The organism is Streptomyces griseoruber (assembly GCF_001514205.1).
In the GTDB taxonomy this organism is placed as follows: domain Bacteria; phylum Actinomycetota; class Actinomycetes; order Streptomycetales; family Streptomycetaceae; genus Streptomyces; species Streptomyces griseoruber.
In genome coordinates this window covers 113,530-132,586 of sequence record NZ_KQ948766.1, presented here as the reverse complement: position 1 = coordinate 132,586, position 19,057 = coordinate 113,530, and the positions used below count along the sequence as shown (strand labels likewise).

Sequence of the window (19,057 nt, the reverse complement as noted above, 5' to 3'; positions counted from 1 at the left end):
GGAAGACCCTCCACAGACTCTCTACCCGGTCGGCCGCTTCAGCCGTGCCACGAACTTGTAGCGGTCCCCCCGGTACACCGACCGCACCCACTCCACCGGCTGTCCGTCCTGGTCCAGTGAGTGCCGGGAGAGCATCAGCATCGGCAGGCCGACGTCGGTGCCGAGCAGGCCGGCCTCGCGCGGGGTGGCCAGGGAGGTCTCGATGGTCTCCTCGGCCTCGGCGAGATGGACGTCGTAGACCTCGGCCAGCGCGGTGTACAGGGAGGTGTACTTGACCAGCGAACGGCGCAGGGCCGGGAAGCGCTTGGCGCTCAGATGGGTGGTCTCGATGGCCATCGGCTCGCCGTTGGCCATGCGCAGCCGCTCGACGCGCAGCACCCGGCTGCCGGCGGTGATGTCCAGCAGCCCGGCGAGGGTGTCGTCGGCGGTGATGTAGCCGACGTCCAGCAGCTGCGAGGTGGGTTCGAGGCCCTGGGCGCGCATGTCCTCGGTGTAGGAGGTGAGTTGCAGCGCCTGGGAGACCTTCGGCTTGGCGACGAAGGTGCCCTTGCCCTGGATGCGTTCCAGGCGCCCCTCGACGACCAGTTCCTGGAGGGCCTGTCGGACGGTGGTGCGCGAGGTGTCGAACTCGGCGGCCAGGGTCCGCTCCGGCGGGACCGGGGTGCCCGGCGTCTGGGTCTCCGTCATGTCGAGCAGGTGCTTCTTCAAGCGGTAGTACTTGGGCACACGCGCGGTACGGACGGTCGCCCCACCCTCGTTCTCCGCACTGCTGACGTCGGTGCTCATGGCCTGCCTTCCCGGCTCCGGGAGCCGAAGGGCCGACACACCGTCGGCCGCGGCTTCACATCGTGGCACGGCGGCGGCAGGGCTTGCCCCGCCGTTCCGTGATCCCCTCTGTATACCGTCGCACCCTTCGCTGGTCTAGTCCAGAACGGCAAGTGGTCCACCGGACTCCGGCCCTCCGGGGTCGATGTTTTCGACGGCTTCTTACTTAAAGGTTCCTGCATATCTAGAACCCATAACGGCTGGTCAAAGCCGTTTCAACCACCCTTGACAGTCGAAATGGTCTGCGCCAAGCTCACCGCACTGGTCTACACCATTGGTCCAGGTCCCGGCATGTGGGCGGGGGGTGTGGGCATCCCTGAGGAGGGTGGCGTGAAGCGCAAGCTGATAGCCGCGATCGGTATCGCGGGCATGATGGTCTCCATCGCGGCGTGCGGCGGCGACAAGGACAGCGGGGACTCCAAGGGCTCCGAGGCCAAGGAACTGACGGTCTGGCTGACGGTCGACGCCCAGAACAACTGGCCCGCGCTGGTCAAGGCGGCCGACGCGGCCGTGCTGAAGAAGCACCCGGGCCTCAAGATCAACCACGAGTACTACGGCTGGCCCGACAAGAACGCCAAGCTCGACGCGGTCCTCGCCACCGACAAGGCCCCCGACGTGGTCGAGATGGGCAACACCGAGATGCTCGGCTACATGGTCAAGGGCGCCTTCGCCCCCCTCGACGCCTCGAAGTTCGACAACTCCTCCGCCTGGCTGGACGGCCTGAAGGCCTCCGTCACCTACGACGGCAAGACCTACGGCGTCCCGTACTACGCCGGCGGCCGCGTCGCCAACTGGCGCAAGGACGTCTTCGCCAAGGTGGGCGTGAAGTCCACCCCGAAGACCTACGCCGAGCTCACCGCCGCCCTCGACAAGGTCCAGAAGAAGGAGGGCGACAAGTTCTCCGCCTGGTACCAGCCCACCCGCGACTGGTACGCGGCCATGTCCTTCGTCTACGACGCCGGCGGCTCCATCGCCGTCGAGTCCGGCGGCAAGTGGAAGGCCGACCTCTCCTCGCCCGAGTCCCTGAAGGGCCTCAACGAGTTCAAGACCGTCATCGACAAGTACATGCACGGCGACAAGACCAAGGACGAGTCCGACCGGTACATCGTCTACGGCCAGGGCAAGTCCGGCATGATCTTCGCCCCCGCCTGGGAGGGCGCGACCGCCGCGGCCAAGGAGAACGACAAGACCGGCAAGCTCGCCGGCAACGTCGAGAACTTCGTGATGCCCGGCCCGTCCGGCAAGAACCTCCCGGTCTTCCTCGGCGGCTCCGACCTCGCCGTCCCGGTCAAGTCCGACGCGCAGGCCCTCGCCGCCGAGTGGATCAACGCCTTCACCGGCCCCTCCGGGCAGAAGGGCCTGATGGCCAAGGGCAACCTGCCCAACAACAAGACCGACCTCGCCACCCTCAAGAACGACCCGGCGACGGCCGTCCCGGCCACCGCGGCCGAGTCCAACTGGTTCGTCCCGATGGCCCCCGGCTGGGGCCAGGTGGAGAAGGCCCAGGTCCTGCAGAACATGCTGCAGTCCATCGGCACCGGCAAGAAGAGCGTCGAGGACGCCGCGAAGGAAGCGGACGCCGCGATCGACAAGGTCATCAACAACTCGTGACCTGCCGGCGGCGCCCGGCCCCCGAGCCGGGCGCCGCCTCCCGTACGACCCGTACGGGGCTTCGCCTTCGTACGACCCGAGGGACCGCTGAGGAGCGCGCGGATGAGTGCCGCAGACACGACCACCCCTGCCAAGGTGCCGCCGACGCGGCCGTCACCCCCACCGCCCGCCCCACCGGGCAGACCACGGCCGAAGCGGACGTCCGCCGGCACCCCCTGGCTGCTGCTCGCGCCCTGTCTGCTCATCCTCCTGCTGGTGATGGGCTATCCGCTGGTCCGCCTGGTCACCCTCTCCTTCCAGAAGTTCGGCCAGTCCCAGCTCTGGGGCTTCCAGCCCGCCGAGAACATCGGCCTCGACAACTTCACGGGCGTCCTGGACGACGGCGAGTTCTGGCAGGTCGTCGTCCGCACGATCGTCTTCGCCGCGGGCTGCGTGATCCTCACGATGGTCCTCGGCATGCTGATCGCCCTGCTGCTCCAGCGGGTCTCCGGCTGGGTGAAGACCCTCGTCAACATCGCGCTCGTGGCCAGCTGGGGCATGCCCGTCATCGTCGCCACCACCGTCTTCAAGTGGCTGTTCGACTCCGACTACGGCATCCTCAACGCGGTCCTCAGCAAGCTGCCCGGTGTCGATCTGATCGGCCACAACTGGTTCGCCAGCGGACCGCAGGGCCTGGCCGTCATCATGCTGCTGGTGATCTGGGGCGCGGTCCCCTTCGTGGTCATCACCCTCAGCGCCGGCCTCACCCAGGTCCCCGCCGAACTGGAGGAGGCCGCCCGTCTCGACGGCGCCGGCTCCTGGGGCGTCTTCCGGTACGTCACCCTGCCCATCCTCAAGCCGATCATCGTGATGCTCACGACCCTGTCGGTCATCTGGGACATGGGCGTCTTCCCGCAGGTCTTCGTGATGCGGGGCGGGCACCCCGAGCCCGAGTTCCAGCTCCTGACGACGTACTCCTACGACCGCGCCTTCGTCGTCAACGACTACGGGCAGGGCTCGGCGATCGCCCTGATCACCGTGCTGCTCCTGCTGGGCGTGGTCGCCGTCTACATGCGCCAGATGCTGAAGATCGGAGAGGTCGAATGAGCACGCTCGCTGAGCCTCGTCGCAGGTCCCGGTTCGGCTGGAACCTCCTCGGTCTCCTCGTCTTCGCCGTCGCCGGCTTCCCCGTCTACTGGATGCTCAACACGGCGATCAAGCCGGCCAAGGACGCCATCGACCCGGACCCGAGTCTGCTGCCGACCGGCTTCACCCTCGCCAACTTCAGCCGCGCGCTGCACATCGCCGACTTCTGGGGTCCCGTCGGGCGCAGCCTGATCGTCTCCCTCGCGGTCGTCGCGATCGGCATCGTCGTCGGCATGCTGGCCGCGCTCGCCATCTCCCGGTTCGCCTTCCGCGGCCGCAAGATCGTGATCGTCGGCATCCTCGCGGTCCAGATGGTCCCGCTGGTCGCCATGATCATCCCGGTCTTCCTGCTGCTGAACGACCTGGACCAGTACGACAAGCTGTCCGGCCTGATCATCACGTATCTGACCTTCATCCTCCCGTTCACGGTGTGGACCCTGCGCGGCTTCATCGTCAACATCCCCAAGGAGCTGGAGGAGGCCGCGATGGTCGACGGCTGCTCCCGCACCGGCGCCTTCGTCCGGGTGGTCTTCCCCCTCCTCGCCCCCGGCATGGTCGCCACCTCGGTCTACGGCTTCATCCAGGCCTGGAACGAGTACCTGTACGCCCTGATGCTGCTCAGCCAGAAGAACCAGACCGCGACCGTCTGGCTCGGCAACTTCACCACCAAGCACGGCACCGAGTACGCCCCGATGATGGCCGGCGCCACCCTGATGGCCGTCCCCATCGTCGCCCTCTTCCTCCTCGTCCAGCGCAAGATGGCCGCGGGCCTGACCGCGGGCGCCGTGAAGGGATGACGCCCCGATGACCACCATCACCCGCGGCACGGACACGCTCACCCGTGACGCGCTCACCGTCCTCCAGCCGGGCTTCCCCGGCACCACCGCCCCCGACTGGCTGCTGCGCCGCCTCGGCGAGGGCCTGGCCTCGGTCGGACTGTTCGGCCGCAACATCGCCTCCCCGGATCAACTCGCCGCCCTGACCGCCCAGTTGCGCGCGGAACGCCACGACGTCCTGGTCGCCGTCGACGAGGAGGGCGGGGACGTCACCCGTCTGGAGGTGCGCACCGGCTCCTCCTTCCCCGGCAACTACGCGCTGGGCGCGGTGGACGACGTCGACCTGACCCGCAGGGTGGCCCATGAGCTGGGCCGCCGGCTCGCGGAGTGCGGGGTCAACCTCAACTGGGCCCCGTCCGCCGACGTCAACTCCAACCCGGCGAACCCGGTCATCGGGGTCCGCTCCTTCGGCGCCGACCCCGCCCTGGTCGCCCGGCACACCGACGCCTATGTCACCGGCCTCCAGTCGGCGGGCGTGGCGGCCTGCACCAAGCACTTCCCGGGCCACGGCGACACGGCCGTCGACTCCCACCACGCGCTCCCGCGCATCGACATCCCGGCCGAGGCCCTCGCCGAACGCGAACTGATCCCCTTCCTCGCGGCCATCGGCGCCGGCACAAAGGCGATCATGAGCGCCCACATCCTGGTCCCCGCCCTGGATCCCGTCCGCCCGGCAACGTTGTCCCGTCCGATCCTCACCGACCTGCTCCGCCGCGACCTCGGCTACGAGGGCCTGATCGTCACCGACGGCATGGAGATGCAGGCGGTGGCCGCGACCTACGGCATCGAACGCGGCAGCGTCCTCGCGATCGCCGCCGGCGCCGACGCGATCTGCGTGGGCGGCGGACTCCAGGACGACGCGACGGTACGGCGCCTGCGCGACGCCCTGGTCACCGCCGTACGCACCGGAGAACTCCCGGAGGAACGTCTGGCGGACGCGGCCGAGCGGGTACGGTCCCTGGCCCGCTGGGCGGCCACGGCCCCCACCGGGACCGGCGCCCCCGAGCCGGACATCGGCCTGACCGCCGCCCGCCGAGCCCTCCACCTCACCGGCGCGGACGGCTTCACCCCGCTCACCGCCCCTCCCTACGTCGCCGCCCTCACCCCGGTCGCCAACATCGCGGTGGGCAGCGAGACCCCCTGGGGGGTGGCGTCCGAACTGGTCCGGCTGCTCCCCGGCACCCGGACGGGCAGCTTCACCGGCGAGAACACGGCCCCGGCGATCCTGGCCGCGGCGGGGGAACGGCACATCGTCGCCGTGGTCCGCGACGAGCATCGGCATCCCTGGATGTCGTCGGCCCTGGACGCCCTCCTGACGGCCCGCCCCGACACGATCGTCGTGGAGATGGGCGTCCCCCAGTCCCCGCCCCGAGGCACCCCGCACATCGCGACGCACGGCGCGGCACGGGTGTGCGGCAGGGCGGCGGCGGAGGCGATAGCGGGGGCGTAGCAGAGGGACGAGGGGGGGCAGGGGCGAGGCCCTGCCCCCCCTCAGGGGTGCGGGGACTGCGCGACCAGCCCCCACGACCCACGACCCGCGCTAAATCCCCTGCCACTCCGGCTTGTTGACGAACGTGTGCCGGAAGTAGTCGGCAAGCTTCAGCTTGGAAGCAGCCCCCTCGTCGACCACGACCGTCGCATGCGGATGCAACTGGAGCGCCGAGGCGGGACACACGGCGGCAAGCGGCCCTTCCACCGTCGCCGCCACCGCATCCGCCTTGTTCTCCCCGGTCGCGAGCAGCACCAGATGCCGGGCCTCGAGGATCGTCCCGATCCCCTGGGTGATCACATGATGCGGCACCTGCGCGATGTCCCCGTCGAAGAAGCGCGCGTTGTCCACCCGGGTCTGCTCCGTCAGCGTCTTGATCCGGGTCCGCGAGGCCAGCGAGGAACACGGCTCGTTGAACCCGATGTGCCCGTCGGTCCCGATCCCCAGCAGCTGGAGGTCCACCCCGCCGGCGGCGGCGAGCGCCGCGTCGTACGCCTGGGAGGCCGCCCGTATGTCCTCGGCCGTGCCGTCGGGCCCGAGGAACGCCTCCATGCCGATGCCCAGCGGCTCCAGCACCTCGCGCCGCAGCACCGAGCGGTAGGACTCGGGGTGGTCGGCGGGCAGCCCCACGTACTCGTCGAGCTGGGCGATCCGCGCCCGGGAGATGTCCGCCTGCCCGGCCCGTACCTTGGCCGCCAGCGCCTGGTAGACGGGCAGCGGGGTGGAGCCGGTGGCCACGCCCAGCAGGGCGTCCGGCTTGCGGCGCAGCAGCTCCGCCATGGCCTCGGCGATCAGCTCGCCACCCGACCTGGCGTCCGGAACGATGACAACTTCCACGCTGACCTGCCGTTCTGAGCTGAGTGGTTTAGACCAATCCAGGGCCAATTTAGCAGAGCCCGGTGAAATTGCTCCCCGCATCTCAGTCCGTGGAGGAACCCGCACGGGCTAGGCTGCGTTGTGAACGGTGGGGCATGGACACACCTAGTGGTCTAGTCCACAATGAACCGTGCGAGACAGCATGTGAGCGAACAGCACGAGAAGACTTCCGTTCTCCCCGCACAGGAGGGCGGACCGAGGGTCCGGAGCTCTCTGCCCTGACTGCCCCGGCTCCTCACCTTCGGCCGACGGGACCGCACACCCCGCGGCCGATATTGCTCCGGGCTGCGGTGCCAGGAGGGCTGAGGGTCCCTCCAGGCGCCGCGGCCCGCGGGTGTTTTCGGGACCCGGCGTTTTTAGGCCAGGGACAGACCCGCGGGTACGCTCGCACACGTGCCCTCCATGAACGAACTCGTACGCCAGCACACCGCCCTCGACGACTCCGACCTCGAGTGGCTCCACCTGCTGGTCTCGGAGTGGCAACTGCTCTCCGACCTCTCCTTCGCCGACCTGGTGCTGTGGGTGCCCACCAGCGACGGCACCCGCTATGTCTCCGTGGCCCAGATGCGCCCCAACACCGGGCCCACCTCCTACCAGGACGACATGGTCGGTCACCTCGTCCCGCGCGGCCGGCGCCCCCTCCTGGACGCCGCCCTGGACGAGGGCCGGATCGTGCGCGAGGGCGACCCGGAGTGGCGTGAAGAGGTCCCCGTACGGGTCGAGTCCATCCCCGTACGGCGCGAGGGCCGCGTCCTCGGCGTCATCGCCCGCAACACCAACCTGCTCACCGTGCGCACCCCGAGCCGGCTGGAGCTGACCTACCTCCAGTCCGCCTCCGACCTCGCACAGATGATCGCGGCCGGCTCCTTCCCCTTCGCGGGCCAGCAGATGGACATGGACGCCGCCCCGCGCGTCGGCGACGGACTGATCCGTGTCGACGGCGACGGCATCGTCCAGTACGCCTCCCCGAACGCGCTCTCCGCCTACCACCGCATGGGCCTCGCCTCCGACCTCCTCGGCCACCACCTCGGGCAGACCACCGCCGAACTCGCCCCCACCCGGGGCCCGGTGGACGAGGCCCTGGCCAAGGTCGCCAGCGGCTGGGCACCCCGCGAGTTCGAGATCGAGGCCAACGACGGGGTCATCCAGTTCCGTACGATCCCGCTCAAGCCCAAGGGCACCCGCATCGGTTCGCTCGTGCTGCTCCGGGACGTCACCGAACTGCGTCGCCGCGAACGCGAGTTGATCACCAAGGACGCCACCATCCGGGAGATCCACCACCGGGTGAAGAACAACCTCCAGACGGTCGCCGCACTGCTCCGGCTCCAGGCCCGCCGGATCGAGTCCGAGCGCGGCCGGGAGGCGCTGGAGGAGGCCGTGCGCCGGGTCGGCTCGATCGCGATCGTGCATGAGACGCTGTCCCAGAACCTGGACGAGCGGGTGGAGTTCGACGAGATCGCCGACCGGGTGCTGGCGATGGTCGCCGAGATCTCCCCGGGCAAGGTCATGGGCCGGCGCACCGGACGCTTCGGCATCCTGGACGCGGAGGTCGCCACCCCGCTGTCCATGGTCCTCACCGAGATCCTCCAGAACGCCCTGGAGCACGGCTTCCGCGAGGGCGACACCGGCACGGTCGAGGTCTCGGCGGTGCGCGGCGGCACGGCGAAGGAGGCCCGCCTCCTGGTCACCGTCCAGGACGACGGCGTGGGCCTGCCCGAGGGCTTCGACCCGCACACCTCCGGCAATCTCGGACTGCAGATCGTACGGACACTGGTGGAGGGCGAGTTGGGCGGGACGTTCGACATGGTCCCGGCCCCGGACCGCGGCACCCAGGTGATCCTGGACCTCCCGGTGCGCGCTCAGAAGTAGGCCCGGTGCAGAAGTAAGCCCCGGGTAAGAGCGGTTGGGCACAGCACGAAGCCCCGGACCGTTCAGGGGTCCGGGGCTCGAATGCTCGTTGCCAGCGATTAGCTGCGCATCGGGGGTACTGCGCGCTGCGGCTCGGGGGCGGGAGAAGCGTACTCGCTGTACGCGCCGCCAAGCTCAGGCTTGCGGGGCGGGTGTTGTCAGGCGGTGGCCTGACGGGCCCGGTTGCGGGCGGCGCGACGCTTCATGGCACGGCGCTCGTCCTCGCTGAGACCACCCCAGACGCCGGAGTCCTGGCCGGACTCGAGCGCCCACTGCAGACACTGATCCATGACGGGGCAGCGACGGCAGACGGCCTTGGCTTCCTCGATCTGCAGCAGCGCAGGACCGGTGTTGCCGATGGGGAAGAAGAGCTCGGGGTCTTCCTCGCGGCAAACGGCGTTGTGACGCCAGTCCATGGCTGCTACCTCTCCTTGGTATTACGTGCAAGTTGCTTGTGAATGTGAACGCTTTCACGAATCCCTCAACAAGTGAAGGGCCAACCCGCCGGTATACGCCGACGTGGTCCTGTGGATTGAAGAGGGGTTCTGGTGATCAGTGGAGGCTGGTGTTGCGGGCCGTCCCGATCGCCACGTAGAGACTCGCAAACCTCAGCGGCGGATACAACCCCTTCTGGAAAGTTTTTTTTGATTCCTCGGTGTCGACTAGGTCACAGCCGTACTTCCATGGGGTGGATCCTGGCCTAAACGTTCGAGTGAAAGGACTTCAGCCCTTTCTGCTCACACAATCACACGCAGTGCACGGCGTACGCCTGTGAACGTCACGCTCGTGCGCAGCCCGAGGTGGTCGCCGTCCATCTGCAGGGGCAGGGGCACCTTCGAATGCAAGGTGAACCGGTCCAGGTCATGGAATGAGTGGGCATGCTTCCCCTGCGGGCCGCGCTCGGGGGACGAAGTGAGCAACTGGGTGCCATACCGGGCAACCGCGGCGGTGGACAGACGGCTGAGACCGAGTACGTCGAGCCCGGTATCGAACGAGGCCTTAGGTGACGCGTACACCGGGCGATTGCCCAGATAGGTCCACGGAGCCGTGTTGCAGACTATGGACAGCACCAAATCGGTCACCGGGTCGGCGCCCGGTGTCTCCAGGGTGATCGATCCGCGCCGGCGGTCCGGCTCTCCCAGGAGCTGCCGCACGGCCTGCATCAGATAGAGGGCGTGCGTCGACCTCCGGCCCCGCTCCCGCTGCTGCTCGACCCGGCCGACGACCCCCGCGTCGAAACCGAGCCCGGCGTTGAAGGTGAACCAGCGCGAGGGCACCGTCTCGTCCTCCGTGCCCGGCGTGCCCGCGGCGATCCCCAGACCGACGGTGCGCTCGCGCTCCTCGCGCAGGGCGTCCAGCAGCGCGCCGGTCGCCTCCACCGGATCGTTGGGCAGACCCAGGGCGCGGGCGAAGACATTGGTGGAACCGCCGGGGACCACCGCGAGGCCGGGCAGCCGGTCCGGGTCGGGGCCGTGGTGCAGCAGGCCGTTGACCACCTCGTTGACCGTGCCGTCGCCGCCGAGCGCCACCACCAGATCGGTGTTCCCGCTCTCCGCCGCCTGCCGGCCCAGGTCGCGCGCATGCCCGCGGTACTCGGTGGTGACCGCCTCCAGCTTCATCTCGCTGGCGAGCGCGTGGATGAGGACGTCACGCGTCCGTGCACTGGTAGTGGTTGCTGCCGGATTGACCACGAGAAGTGCACGCATGGGGTGCAGCGTACCTACTGGGTGGTACCCGGGCACAGGCCGAGGTAGGGAAGCGGTAAGAGATCGGACGTGAGCCTCGACACGGGTCCGAGGGGGAGCGGGACCGGGCCGGGCTACCCTTCAGAGGTGAGCAGTGAGCAGACTCCCCTCGCCCCCGAGACCGCCCCGGACGCCACCGGACCGCGCCCCCGCCGGCTGACGTACGCCGCCGCGCTGGCCGCCCTGGAAGGGCTGGCGCTTCTCGTCGGCGGGGTGTGGATCCTGGTCCTCGGGATCACCGGCGACCCGGACGACCGGGGGCAGGCCGTCACCGGGGGGCTGACCCTGATGGTGCTCGCGCTGCTGCCGCTGCTCGCCGCGCGCGGACTGCTGGGCCTGCGCGGCTGGAGCCGGGGTCCCGCCGTCATCACCCAGATCATGGCGCTGCCGGTGGCCTACAACCTGCTCCAGGCCGACAGCATGGCGATTCCGGCGGGCATCGCCCTCGCGGTCGTCGCCGTGGCTGCGCTGGTCCTGCTCGTCAACGCGGAGACCACCCGGGCCCTCGGGATCCGGGGGCCCGGCAACGCGGCGAAGTAGCCGCGGGGCTACTCCTCCACCAGCAGCTTCTCCCGGAGCTGCGCCAGCGTGCGCGCCAGCAGCCGCGAGACGTGCATCTGCGAGATGCCGACCTCCTGCGCGATCTGCGACTGGGTCATGTTGCCGAAGAAGCGGAGGGGAAGGATCCGCTTCTCCCGGGGCGGGAGATCCTCCAGCAGCGGCTTGAGCGACTCCCGGTACTCGACGCCCTCCAGCGCCTCGTCCTCCGCGCCGAGCGTGTCGGCGACCGCCGGGGACTCGTCGTCGGTGTCGGGGACGTCCAGCGACAGCGTGGAGTACGCGTTCGCGGACTCCAGGCCCTCCAGGACCTCCTCCTCCGAGATGGCCAGCTTCTCGGCCAGCTCATGGACCGTGGGGGAGCGGCCGTGCTGCTGCGAGAGCTCCGCCGTCGCCGTGGTGAGCGCGAGCCGCAGCTCCTGGAGCCTGCGCGGGACGCGCACCGCCCAGCCCTTGTCGCGGAAGTGCCGCTTGATCTCACCGACGACCGTCGGGGTCGCGTACGTCGAGAACTCCACGCCGCGGTCCGGATCGAAACGGTCGACCGACTTGATCAGGCCGATGGTGGCGACCTGGGTGAGGTCGTCCAGCGGCTCACCGCGGTTGCGGAAGCGCCGTGCCAGATGCTCCACGAGCGGCAGATGCATCCGGACGAGCTGGTTGCGCAGCTCCGCGTACTCCGGGCTGCCGTCCTGGAGTCCGCGCAGCTCGACGAACATCGCCCGTGCCCCGCTGCGGTCGCCCTGGTCCCTCGGCTCGTGCTGGTTCCGGGGCTCGTGCTGGGCACGGGGTTCGTGCTGCGTGCCCGGCACGCCCTGTTCGTCGTCTCGCTCGTGCTCGCTCATCGTCCCGCCCGTCGCCCTCTGTCGAGCCCTGTCCTCAGCCCGGCCGGGGGAGCCCCCGATCCGCCCCTTGCGGGGCGAGCCCTGCGTGGCATCCAGGTCCGCGCGTCCGGTGTCGTCCTCCGGATGCGGCCTGGCCTGCTCGGGAATGCCGTCGATACCGTCGACACCGTCTGCGGTCATGCGTCGGGAACCGCCCGGAGAGACTGAATCGTTCTCGGCCGGCAGCTCCCGTGTGCCGCGCTCTTCGTCCCGCACCGGCCCGTCCCCGTTCCTCACGCCGGCCCGGGTCCCGCGCCGCGCTGTTTGTAGAGGCTGATCGAAACGGTTTTGTCCTCGTCGACGGCGGAGGAGACCTTCCCCGCGAGGGCGGACAGCACGGTCCAGGCGAAGGTGTCCCGCGAGGGGGCGTGGCCGTCGGTGGTCGGTGCCGAGACGGTGACCTCGAGCGAGTCGTCGACGAGCCGGAACACACAGCTGAGCACCGAGCCCGGCACGGCCTGCTGGAGCAGGATCGCGCAGGCCTCGTCCACCGCGATGCGCAGGTCCTCGATCTCGTCCAGGGTGAAGTCCAAACGGGCCGCGAGGCCGGCCGTGGCCGTCCGCAGCACCGACAGGTAGGCACCCGCAGCCGGCAGCCGGACTTCCACGAAGTCCTGGGTCGCGGGCTCGCCTGCGATCTGGGACACCCTCACCTCCAAGGTGGTACAAGCTTTTCGGGGCCGAGGGTCGCCCCCCGGGTAACGCGTGGGTGGTGCAGCGGTGACGCTATCGCGCCCTCACGTGTCCTGTCCCGGGACCCCAACCCCCTGGCGTCACTCACAGTAAAGCTGTGAACACGCTCCGTGTCTAGGGGTCTGCGGGCCCAAAAGGGAAGAGGGCGCGCCGGGTTGACGTACCCAGGCGTCAGATGGTCGAACCGTACCCGTCGGACGCCGGGGCCGTCTCTCCGACGCTCATACGAGGACATGATCGACGAAGCACCAGCGCCAGTTCTCCCCGGGCTCGAAGGTCCGCATCACGGGATGCCCGGTCTCGTCGTGATGCCCCGAGGCGTGCCGGCTGGGCGAGGAGTCGCAGCAGCCGACATGGCCGCACGTCAGGCACAGCCGCAACTGCACCGGGTGGGTGCCGTCCCGCAGACACTCCGGACACGTCTCACCGAGCGGGACGGGTTCCGGATCGGGCAGCGCTTCGGCGTGCGTGCACTGTTTCATGATTGCCAGATTACGACGGTCGCGCGGAGGACCGCGCGGAAAAACGAGGCGGGCGAGACATGGACGTGATGCCACTGCTGTTGCTGGTGGCGGGCAGTGCGGCGATCGCGGCCGCGGCCCGGCGCACCCCGGTGCCGGCGCCGCTGCTGCTCGTCGCGGCCGGCCTGGTGGTGTCGTACGTGCCCGGGGTCCCGGACTACACCCTGGACCCGGACATCGTCCTCCCCCTGCTGCTGCCCCCGCTGCTGTACACCTCGGCCACCGACAGCTCCTACCTCGACCTGCGCGCCCAGCTCCGGCCGGTGGCCCTGCTCTCGGTCGGATACGTGCTGTTCGCCACGGTCGCCGTCGGCTGGGCCGCCTATCTGCTGGTCCCCGGGCTGCCGCTGACCGCCGCGCTGGTGCTGGGCGCGGTGGTGGCGCCGCCGGACGCCGTCGCGGCCACGGCGGTCGCCCGCCGCGTCGGCCTGCCGTCGAGGATCACCACGATCCTCCAGGGCGAGTCCCTGCTGAACGACGCCACCGCCATCACCGCCTACAAGGTGGCCCTCGCCGTCGTGGTCGGCGAGGGCGCGTCCTGGGCGGGCGGCATCGAGGAGTTCCTGGTCGCGGCGGTCGGCGGGGTCGCCGCGGGCCTGATCCTCATGGCCCCCCTGCACTGGCTGCGCACCCACCTCAAGGAGCCCCTCCTCCAGAACACGCTCTCCCTGCTCATCCCGTTCGTCGCGTACGCCTCCGCCGAACAGTTCCACGCCTCCGGCGTCCTCGCCGTGGTCGTCGTCGCCCTCTATCTCGGCCACCGCGCGTGGGAGGTCGACTTCGCCACCCGCCTCCAGGAGGAGGCCGTGTGGAAGATGGTCGCCTTCGTCCTGGAGTCGGCGGTCTTCGCGCTGATCGGCCTCCAGCTGCCGGTGGTCCTCAGGGGCCTCGGTTCGTACGAGGGCCTGGACGCCGCCTGGTACGCCTTCGCCCTCTTCCTCGTGGTCGTCGCGGCCCGCTTCCTGTGGGTCTACCCGGCGACCTTCCTGCCGCGGGCCCTCTCGGCACGCATCCGCGCGCGTGAGGACAACCCCACCTGGCGGGGGCCCTTCGTCATCGGCTGGGCCGGCATGCGGGGCGTGGTCTCGCTGGCCATCGCCTTCTCCATCCCGCTCACCGTCGAGCACGGCGAACCCTTCCCGCACCGCAACCTGATCCTCTTCCTGACGTTCACCACGGTCATCGGCACCCTGGTCGTCCAGGGCCTCAGCCTGCCCCCGCTGATCCGCATGCTGAAGTTCCCCGCCCCCGACGCCCAGGCCGCCACCCTCGCCGAGGCCAACGCCCAGGCCCAGGCCTCCCGGGTCGCCGAGGAGCGCCTCGACGCGCTGCTGGCCGACGAGCGCAACGCCCTGCCCCCACCCCTCGCCGACCGGCTCCGCGACGTCCTGGAACGCCGCCGCAACGCCGTCTGGGAGCGCCTCGGCCAGGTCAACCCGGTCACCGGCGAGACCGTCGACGACACCTACCGCCGGCTCTCCCGCGAGATGATCAGCGCCGAGCGCACGATGTTCGTCCGGCTGCGCGACGGCCGCTACATCGACGACGAGATGCTCCGCACCCTGCTGCGCCGGCTGGACCTGGAGGAGGCGGCGGCGTACCGGGAGGCGGGCTGAGGGTCAGGGGAACGGGCGTCCGGTGACGACGGCCGCCACCGCCGTCCCGCGCGGGAAGGCGCCCTCCCCCGCGAGGGCGACAAGTCCGTAGAGCAACTTGGCGACATAGAGACGCTCGACCGGGACCGCGTGCCGGCCGGCGAAGTCCTCGGCGAAGGTCTCCAGCTCCGGGGGGACGCGCGCGTATCCGCCGAAGTGGAAGCGGTCGTCCAGCCGCCAGTCGCCCCGCCGCCCCCCGAAGGCCTCCTGCTGAAGCGCCCGTATCTCCTCCTCCAGGAAACCGCCCTTGAGGACCGGGACGCCCAGGGCCCGCTGCCCGGGCCCGAGCCCGGCGGCCAGCCCCGCGAGCGTGCCGCCGGTGCCGCAGGCCACCGCGACCACGTCGGCCCGCCCGCGCAGCTCCTCGCCGAGCACCCGGCAGCCGGCGACCGCGAGCGCGTTGCTGCCGCCCTCGGGGACGACGTACGCGTCCTCGGCGCCGGCCGTCCGCAGCACGGCCGCGAGGCTCTCCGGATCGGCCTTGCGGCGATAGGTCGCGCGGTCCACGAAGTGCAGCCGCATACCGTCGGCGGCGCACCGGGCCAGGGAGGGGTTCAGCGGCCGGCCGGCCAGTTCGTCACCACGCACCACGCCCACCGTGCGCAGCCCGAGGAGCCGCCCGGCCGCGGAGGTGGCGCGCAGATGGTTGGACCAGGCGCCGCCGAAGGTGAGCACGGTCCGCCCGGCCGCCGCCGTCAGATTGGGCACGAGCTTGCGCCACTTGTTGCCGATCAGCTCCGGATGGATCAGGTCGTCCCGCTTCAGCAGCAGCCGCACCCCGTGCCGCGCGAACCGGTCGTCGGCCACCTCCTGGAGCGGGGAGGGCAGGCGGGGGCGCAGGTCGGTCATCCGCACATTGTCGAACACCGCTCGCCGAAACGTCCCTCTGCCCAGCTCCGCGATGATCCATTCCCGCTCTTTCGTGTAATAGCACGACCACACACCGTGATGGAAGGCTTGTCCGCGTACCAGTGCACCGGCGCAGTTCGGCGCCCGTGCGTGATTCGGGAGGGCATTACTCCATGTCGGTAGGCGAAGAGGTCCGCACGGACTCGGGCAAGCCGCAGCAGAGTCTCGGCACCGCGGCCGCGCGGAACCTGGCCACCACGACCAAGTCCGCGCCGCAGATGCAGGAGATCAGCTCCCGCTGGCTGCTGCGGACCCTGCCCTGGGTGGACGTACAAGGTGGTACGTACCGGGTCAACAGGCGGCTGACGTACGCGGTCGGGGACGGCCGCATCACGTTCGTCAAGACCGGCGACCGCGTCGAGGTGATCCCGGCCGAGCTGGGAGAACTCCCGGCGTTGCGCGACTACGAGGACGCCGAGGTGCTGTCGGAGCTCGCCCAGCGCTGCCGGCAGCGCGAGTTCGGCCCCGGCGAGGTCATCGCCTCCTTCGGCAACCAGACCGACGAGGTCTATCTGCTGGCGCACGGCCGCGTCGAGAAGGTCGGCACCGGCCCCTACGGCGACGACCAGGTGCTCGGCGTCCTCGCCGACGGCGCCTACTTCGGCGACCAGGCCCTGCTCGACGCCGACGCCATCTGGGAGTACACCGCCCGCGCCGACACCGCGTGCACGGTGCTGATCCTGGCCCGCCAGGACGTCGAGCAGATCGCGGAGCGCGCCGACTCCCTGCGCGCGCACCTGCACCAGCTGCGCGCCATTCCCGAGCAGCGCACCAACAAGTACGGCGAGAAGGCCGTCGACCTGGCCGCGGGCCACGCCGGCGAACCGGACATCCCGCACACGTTCGTGGACTACGACGCCCGCCCGCGCGAGTACGAACTGAGCATCGCCCAGACCGTCCTGCGCATCCACACGCGCGTGGCCGACCTCTACAACCAGCCCATGAACCAGACCGAGCAGCAGTTGCGGCTCACGGTCGAGGCGATCAAGGAGCGCCAGGAGCACGAGCTGGTCAACAACCGGCAGTTCGGTCTGCTCCACAACTGCGAGTACGACCAGCGGCTCCAGCCGCACGACGGCGTGCCGAGCCCGGACGACCTGGACGAGCTGCTCAGCAGGCGCCGCGGCACCAAGATGCTGCTCGCCCACCCGCGCGCGATCTCCGCGATCGGCCGGGAGCTCAACAAGCGGGGGCTGGTGCCCGAGACGATCGACATGGGCGGCAACCGGATCCCCACCTGGCGCGGGGTGCCGATCTACCCGTGCAACAAGATCCCGGTCACCGAGGCCCGTACCAGCTCGATCATCGCGATGCGTCTGGGCGAGCAGGACCAGGGCGTCATCGGCCTGCGCCAGTCCGGCATCCCGGACGAGATCGAGCCGAGCCTGTCCGTGCGGTTCATGGGCATCAACGAACAGTCGATCATCAACTACCTGGTGACGGCCTACTACTCGGCGGCGGTGCTGGTGCCGGACGCGCTGGGCGTCCTGGAGAACGTCGAGATCGGCCGCTGGCGGTGACCTCCGCCACCAGGCCGTACGGGACACGGGAAAGGCGGAGGTCCATCGGGAGTCAGGGGGAGAGCCGGGGCGGCGGCGAGGAGCGGACCGGCCCGGCGGCGTCCGAGGGGCAGGAGGCGACGGCGATCCTGGAGCGTGCCAGGGCGGCGGTCGACCCCGAACTGCGCGCCGCCGTCGACTCGTTACCCCGCCGGATGCGCCGGGTCGCCCGCTACCACTTCGGCTGGGAGCATGCCGACGGCACCCCGGCCGCGGAGAACGCGGGCAAGGCGATCCGGCCCGCGCTGGTCCTCGCGGCGGCCACCGCGCTCGGTGGCCCGGCGGCCCGGGCGGCGGCGGTCCGGGCGGCCGCGGCGGTCGAACTCGTCCACAACTTCACGCTGTTGCACGACGACGTGATGGACCGGGACACCACCCGCCGGCACCGCGCCACCGCCTGGACCGTGTTCGGCGACGCCGACGCGATCCTCGCCGGGGACGCACTCCAGGCGCGGGCCCTCGGCATGCTCGCCGAGGACCCGCACCCGGCGGCCGCGGCGGCCGCCGCCCGGCTCGCGGCCTGCGTGGTGGAGCTCTGCGAGGGCCAGGGGACCGACACGGCCCTCGAGAAGCGCGCCCCCGCCGAGGTCACCCTCGACGAGGTGCTCGTCATGGCCGAGGCCAAGACGGGAGCGCTGATCGGATGCGCCTGCGCGGTGGGCGCGTTGTACGCGGGGGCGGCGCCGGAGGACGTCGACGCGCTGGACGCGTTCGGCCGTGAGGCCGGGCTGGCCTTCCAGCTCATCGACGACGTCATCGGCATATGGGGCGACCCGGGGCACACCGGGAAGCCGGCGGGCGCCGACCTCGCCGCCCGCAAGAAGTCCCTGCCGGTGGCCGCCGCCCTGGCCTCCGGCACCCCGGCCGCCGGGGAACTGGCCGAGCTGTACGCGCGGCCGCACGTGCCGGAGGACCCGGACGACCTCGACCGCACGGCACTGGCGGTGGAGCGGGCCGGGGGCCGGGCCTGGGCGCAGGACCAGGCGGCCGACCGGATGTCCCGGGCGATGGACGAACTGGCCCGCGCGATCCCGGACCCGGAGTCCGCGGGCGGCCTGCTGTCGCTGGCCGAGTTCGTGACCCGGCGCAGCACCTAGAAACACCACCTGGAAACACCACCTGGATTCACCACCTGGAATCACCCCTGGACCCCGATGGGTCCCGCACCTCCCCACGGCGTGCGGGGCCCGTCGGTGTTTTCGCCGGTCAGGCCCCCGTGATCAAGACCTGCCCGATCGTCCGCGGCACGGCGTCGTCACAACGGACGTACACAAGGGAGCACTGAGGGCCCGCCCGCCCTACGCTGAGGGCATGGACAGAGAACAGCGTGTCTGTCCCGTCTGCGGGCAGCCCGTACAGTCCGTCGTCCAGCGCTACAAGACCCTGGGCGCATGGGTCCCGCGCTGGGTGCCGGGACCGTGCCACAACCCCGAGTGCGAGGCGTACGTCGAGGAGGGCGCCCCCGCGCGGGTGCACGAGGAAAAGCCGGAGACCCGTCCCGAGCCGACCGGTTAGCGTGCCCCCATGACCGAACCCCTTCCGCACATCCTCCACATCACCGAACGCGCGCTCTGGGCGGCGGCCCGCGAACAGGGCTCCTACACGTGGTCCACCCGGGGCCGCACCCTCGCGGAGGAGGGGTTCATCCACTGCTCCACCCGCGCCCAGCTCCCCAAGGTCGCCGCCTTCCTCTACGGCTCCTACGACGGCCCCGACGACCTGGTGGTCCTGGTGGTGGACCCGGCCCGGCTGGACGTCCCGCTGGTGTACGAGGCCCCGGAACCCGGCGGCGAGGAGTTCCCGCACGTGTACGGGCCCATCCCGGCGGACGCCGTGGTGGACGTGGAGCCCTGGAACCGCTGA

Annotated in this window: 19 protein-coding genes; 11 read left to right on the top strand and 8 right to left on the bottom strand. The window is 70.6% G+C overall.

Going from position 1 to position 19,057, the window contains the following annotated elements; genetic code table 11:
* Nucleotides 1-21: 21 nt before the first annotated feature.
* Nucleotides 22-786 (bottom strand): GntR family transcriptional regulator, encoded by a 765-nt coding sequence (locus AQJ64_RS12780; protein ID WP_055635179.1) that lies wholly within the window; start codon nt 784-786, stop codon nt 22-24.
* A gap of 369 nt (nt 787-1,155) precedes the next feature.
* Between AQJ64_RS12780 and AQJ64_RS12775 the strand changes: the two genes are divergently transcribed.
* The 4 genes from AQJ64_RS12775 (at nt 1,156) to AQJ64_RS12760 (ending at nt 5,847) form a co-directional block, all read left to right on the top strand.
* Complete coding sequence (locus AQJ64_RS12775; protein ID WP_055635178.1) at nt 1,156-2,436, top strand: extracellular solute-binding protein; 1,281 nt, start codon at nt 1,156-1,158, stop codon at nt 2,434-2,436.
* Between the two features lie 102 nt (nt 2,437-2,538).
* The gene (locus AQJ64_RS12770; protein ID WP_055635177.1) at nt 2,539-3,522 is read left to right on the top strand and encodes a carbohydrate ABC transporter permease; all 984 of its coding nucleotides are present in this window, start codon (nt 2,539-2,541) and stop codon (nt 3,520-3,522) included.
* Nucleotides 3,519-4,358, top strand: coding sequence for a carbohydrate ABC transporter permease (locus tag AQJ64_RS12765; RefSeq protein WP_055635176.1), 840 nt, complete (start codon nt 3,519-3,521; stop codon nt 4,356-4,358). Before AQJ64_RS12770 ends, AQJ64_RS12765 begins: the two co-directional genes overlap by 4 nt.
* A gap of 7 nt (nt 4,359-4,365) precedes the next feature.
* Entirely contained in the window at nt 4,366-5,847 is a 1,482-nt protein-coding gene (locus AQJ64_RS12760; RefSeq protein WP_059202634.1) for a glycoside hydrolase family 3 protein, read from the top strand.
* A 90-nt stretch (nt 5,848-5,937) separates the two neighbouring features.
* Here the strand turns inward: AQJ64_RS12760 and nagB are convergent, their stop codons facing one another.
* Nucleotides 5,938-6,723 (bottom strand): glucosamine-6-phosphate deaminase, encoded by a 786-nt coding sequence (nagB, locus tag AQJ64_RS12755; protein ID WP_055634098.1) that lies wholly within the window; start codon nt 6,721-6,723, stop codon nt 5,938-5,940.
* A gap of 441 nt (nt 6,724-7,164) precedes the next feature.
* On the opposite strand from nagB, the gene AQJ64_RS12750 reads away from it, so the two are divergent.
* Nucleotides 7,165-8,631 carry a sensor histidine kinase gene (locus AQJ64_RS12750; RefSeq protein WP_055634099.1) on the top strand — a complete coding sequence of 489 codons (1,467 nt, stop codon included), beginning with the start codon at nt 7,165-7,167 and terminating at the stop codon, nt 8,629-8,631.
* Between the two features lie 197 nt (nt 8,632-8,828).
* Here AQJ64_RS12750 and AQJ64_RS12745 read toward each other — a convergent pair whose 3' ends face one another.
* Nucleotides 8,829-9,086 carry a WhiB family transcriptional regulator gene (locus AQJ64_RS12745; RefSeq protein ID WP_010353616.1) on the bottom strand — a complete coding sequence of 86 codons (258 nt, stop codon included), beginning with the start codon at nt 9,084-9,086 and terminating at the stop codon, nt 8,829-8,831.
* A 321-nt stretch (nt 9,087-9,407) separates the two neighbouring features.
* A complete protein-coding gene (locus AQJ64_RS12740) occupies nt 9,408-10,376 on the bottom strand; it encodes a diacylglycerol/lipid kinase family protein (protein ID WP_055634100.1) in 969 nt (322 codons plus the stop codon).
* Nucleotides 10,377-10,502: 126 nt separating this feature from the next.
* On the opposite strand from AQJ64_RS12740, the gene AQJ64_RS12735 reads away from it, so the two are divergent.
* The gene (locus AQJ64_RS12735) at nt 10,503-10,955 is read left to right on the top strand and encodes a hypothetical protein (RefSeq protein WP_055634101.1); all 453 of its coding nucleotides are present in this window, start codon (nt 10,503-10,505) and stop codon (nt 10,953-10,955) included.
* Nucleotides 10,956-10,963: 8 nt separating this feature from the next.
* Here AQJ64_RS12735 and AQJ64_RS12730 read toward each other — a convergent pair whose 3' ends face one another.
* From AQJ64_RS12730 to AQJ64_RS12720, 3 genes are all read right to left on the bottom strand, one after another.
* Nucleotides 10,964-12,094: an RNA polymerase sigma factor SigF gene (locus AQJ64_RS12730; protein ID WP_079061619.1), complete on the bottom strand. Its 1,131-nt coding sequence runs from the start codon at nt 12,092-12,094 to the stop codon at nt 10,964-10,966.
* Entirely contained in the window at nt 12,091-12,504 is a 414-nt protein-coding gene (locus tag AQJ64_RS12725; RefSeq protein ID WP_004925829.1) for an ATP-binding protein, read from the bottom strand. Before AQJ64_RS12725 ends, AQJ64_RS12730 begins: the two co-directional genes overlap by 4 nt.
* Nucleotides 12,505-12,771: 267 nt before the next feature.
* On the bottom strand, nt 12,772-13,032 hold the full coding sequence (locus tag AQJ64_RS12720) for a UBP-type zinc finger domain-containing protein (protein WP_055634103.1): 261 nt from the start codon (nt 13,030-13,032) through the stop codon (nt 12,772-12,774).
* Nucleotides 13,033-13,091: 59 nt separating this feature from the next.
* On the opposite strand from AQJ64_RS12720, the gene AQJ64_RS12715 reads away from it, so the two are divergent.
* Entirely contained in the window at nt 13,092-14,687 is a 1,596-nt protein-coding gene (locus tag AQJ64_RS12715; RefSeq protein WP_055634104.1) for a Na+/H+ antiporter, read from the top strand.
* 3 nt (nt 14,688-14,690) lie between these two features.
* On the opposite strand, the gene AQJ64_RS12710 is transcribed toward AQJ64_RS12715, so the two are convergent.
* Nucleotides 14,691-15,575 (bottom strand): 1-aminocyclopropane-1-carboxylate deaminase/D-cysteine desulfhydrase, encoded by an 885-nt coding sequence (locus AQJ64_RS12710; protein ID WP_055634114.1) that lies wholly within the window; start codon nt 15,573-15,575, stop codon nt 14,691-14,693.
* Nucleotides 15,576-15,748: 173 nt separating this feature from the next.
* Between AQJ64_RS12710 and AQJ64_RS12705 the strand changes: the two genes are divergently transcribed.
* The 4 genes from AQJ64_RS12705 to AQJ64_RS12690 all read left to right on the top strand — a co-directional run bounded on the left by AQJ64_RS12705 (nt 15,749) and on the right by AQJ64_RS12690 (nt 19,057).
* A complete protein-coding gene (locus AQJ64_RS12705) occupies nt 15,749-17,155 on the top strand; it encodes a family 2B encapsulin nanocompartment shell protein (RefSeq protein ID WP_055634105.1) in 1,407 nt (468 codons plus the stop codon).
* The gene (locus tag AQJ64_RS12700) at nt 17,152-18,291 is read left to right on the top strand and encodes a family 2 encapsulin nanocompartment cargo protein polyprenyl transferase (RefSeq protein ID WP_055634106.1); all 1,140 of its coding nucleotides are present in this window, start codon (nt 17,152-17,154) and stop codon (nt 18,289-18,291) included. Before AQJ64_RS12705 ends, AQJ64_RS12700 begins: the two co-directional genes overlap by 4 nt.
* A 214-nt stretch (nt 18,292-18,505) precedes the next feature.
* Nucleotides 18,506-18,709 (top strand): hypothetical protein, encoded by a 204-nt coding sequence (locus AQJ64_RS12695; RefSeq protein ID WP_055634107.1) that lies wholly within the window; start codon nt 18,506-18,508, stop codon nt 18,707-18,709.
* Nucleotides 18,710-18,718: 9 nt separating this feature from the next.
* Complete coding sequence (locus AQJ64_RS12690; protein ID WP_055634108.1) at nt 18,719-19,057, top strand: DUF952 domain-containing protein; 339 nt, start codon at nt 18,719-18,721, stop codon at nt 19,055-19,057.

What these genes read in the sequence shown, in the direction of transcription:
- AQJ64_RS12720 (WP_055634103.1), bottom strand. Translation starts at nt 13,032, where the DNA reads ATGAAACAGTGCACGCACGCCGAAGCGCTGCCCGATCCGGAACCCGTC.
- AQJ64_RS12780 (WP_055635179.1), bottom strand. Translation starts at nt 786, where the DNA reads ATGAGCACCGACGTCAGCAGTGCGGAGAACGAGGGTGGGGCGACCGTC.
- AQJ64_RS12750 (WP_055634099.1), top strand. Translation starts at nt 7,165, where the DNA reads ATGAACGAACTCGTACGCCAGCACACCGCCCTCGACGACTCCGACCTC.
- AQJ64_RS12710 (WP_055634114.1), bottom strand. Translation starts at nt 15,575, where the DNA reads ATGACCGACCTGCGCCCCCGCCTGCCCTCCCCGCTCCAGGAGGTGGCC.
- AQJ64_RS12690 (WP_055634108.1), top strand. Translation starts at nt 18,719, where the DNA reads ATGACCGAACCCCTTCCGCACATCCTCCACATCACCGAACGCGCGCTC.
- AQJ64_RS12765 (WP_055635176.1), top strand. Translation starts at nt 3,519, where the DNA reads ATGAGCACGCTCGCTGAGCCTCGTCGCAGGTCCCGGTTCGGCTGGAAC.
- AQJ64_RS12770 (WP_055635177.1), top strand. Translation starts at nt 2,539, where the DNA reads ATGAGTGCCGCAGACACGACCACCCCTGCCAAGGTGCCGCCGACGCGG.
- AQJ64_RS12760 (WP_059202634.1), top strand. Translation starts at nt 4,366, where the DNA reads ATGACCACCATCACCCGCGGCACGGACACGCTCACCCGTGACGCGCTC.
- AQJ64_RS12740 (WP_055634100.1), bottom strand. Translation starts at nt 10,376, where the DNA reads ATGCGTGCACTTCTCGTGGTCAATCCGGCAGCAACCACTACCAGTGCA.
- AQJ64_RS12745 (WP_010353616.1), bottom strand. Translation starts at nt 9,086, where the DNA reads ATGGACTGGCGTCACAACGCCGTTTGCCGCGAGGAAGACCCCGAGCTC.
- AQJ64_RS12715 (WP_055634104.1), top strand. Translation starts at nt 13,092, where the DNA reads ATGGACGTGATGCCACTGCTGTTGCTGGTGGCGGGCAGTGCGGCGATC.
- AQJ64_RS12705 (WP_055634105.1), top strand. Translation starts at nt 15,749, where the DNA reads ATGTCGGTAGGCGAAGAGGTCCGCACGGACTCGGGCAAGCCGCAGCAG.
- AQJ64_RS12695 (WP_055634107.1), top strand. Translation starts at nt 18,506, where the DNA reads ATGGACAGAGAACAGCGTGTCTGTCCCGTCTGCGGGCAGCCCGTACAG.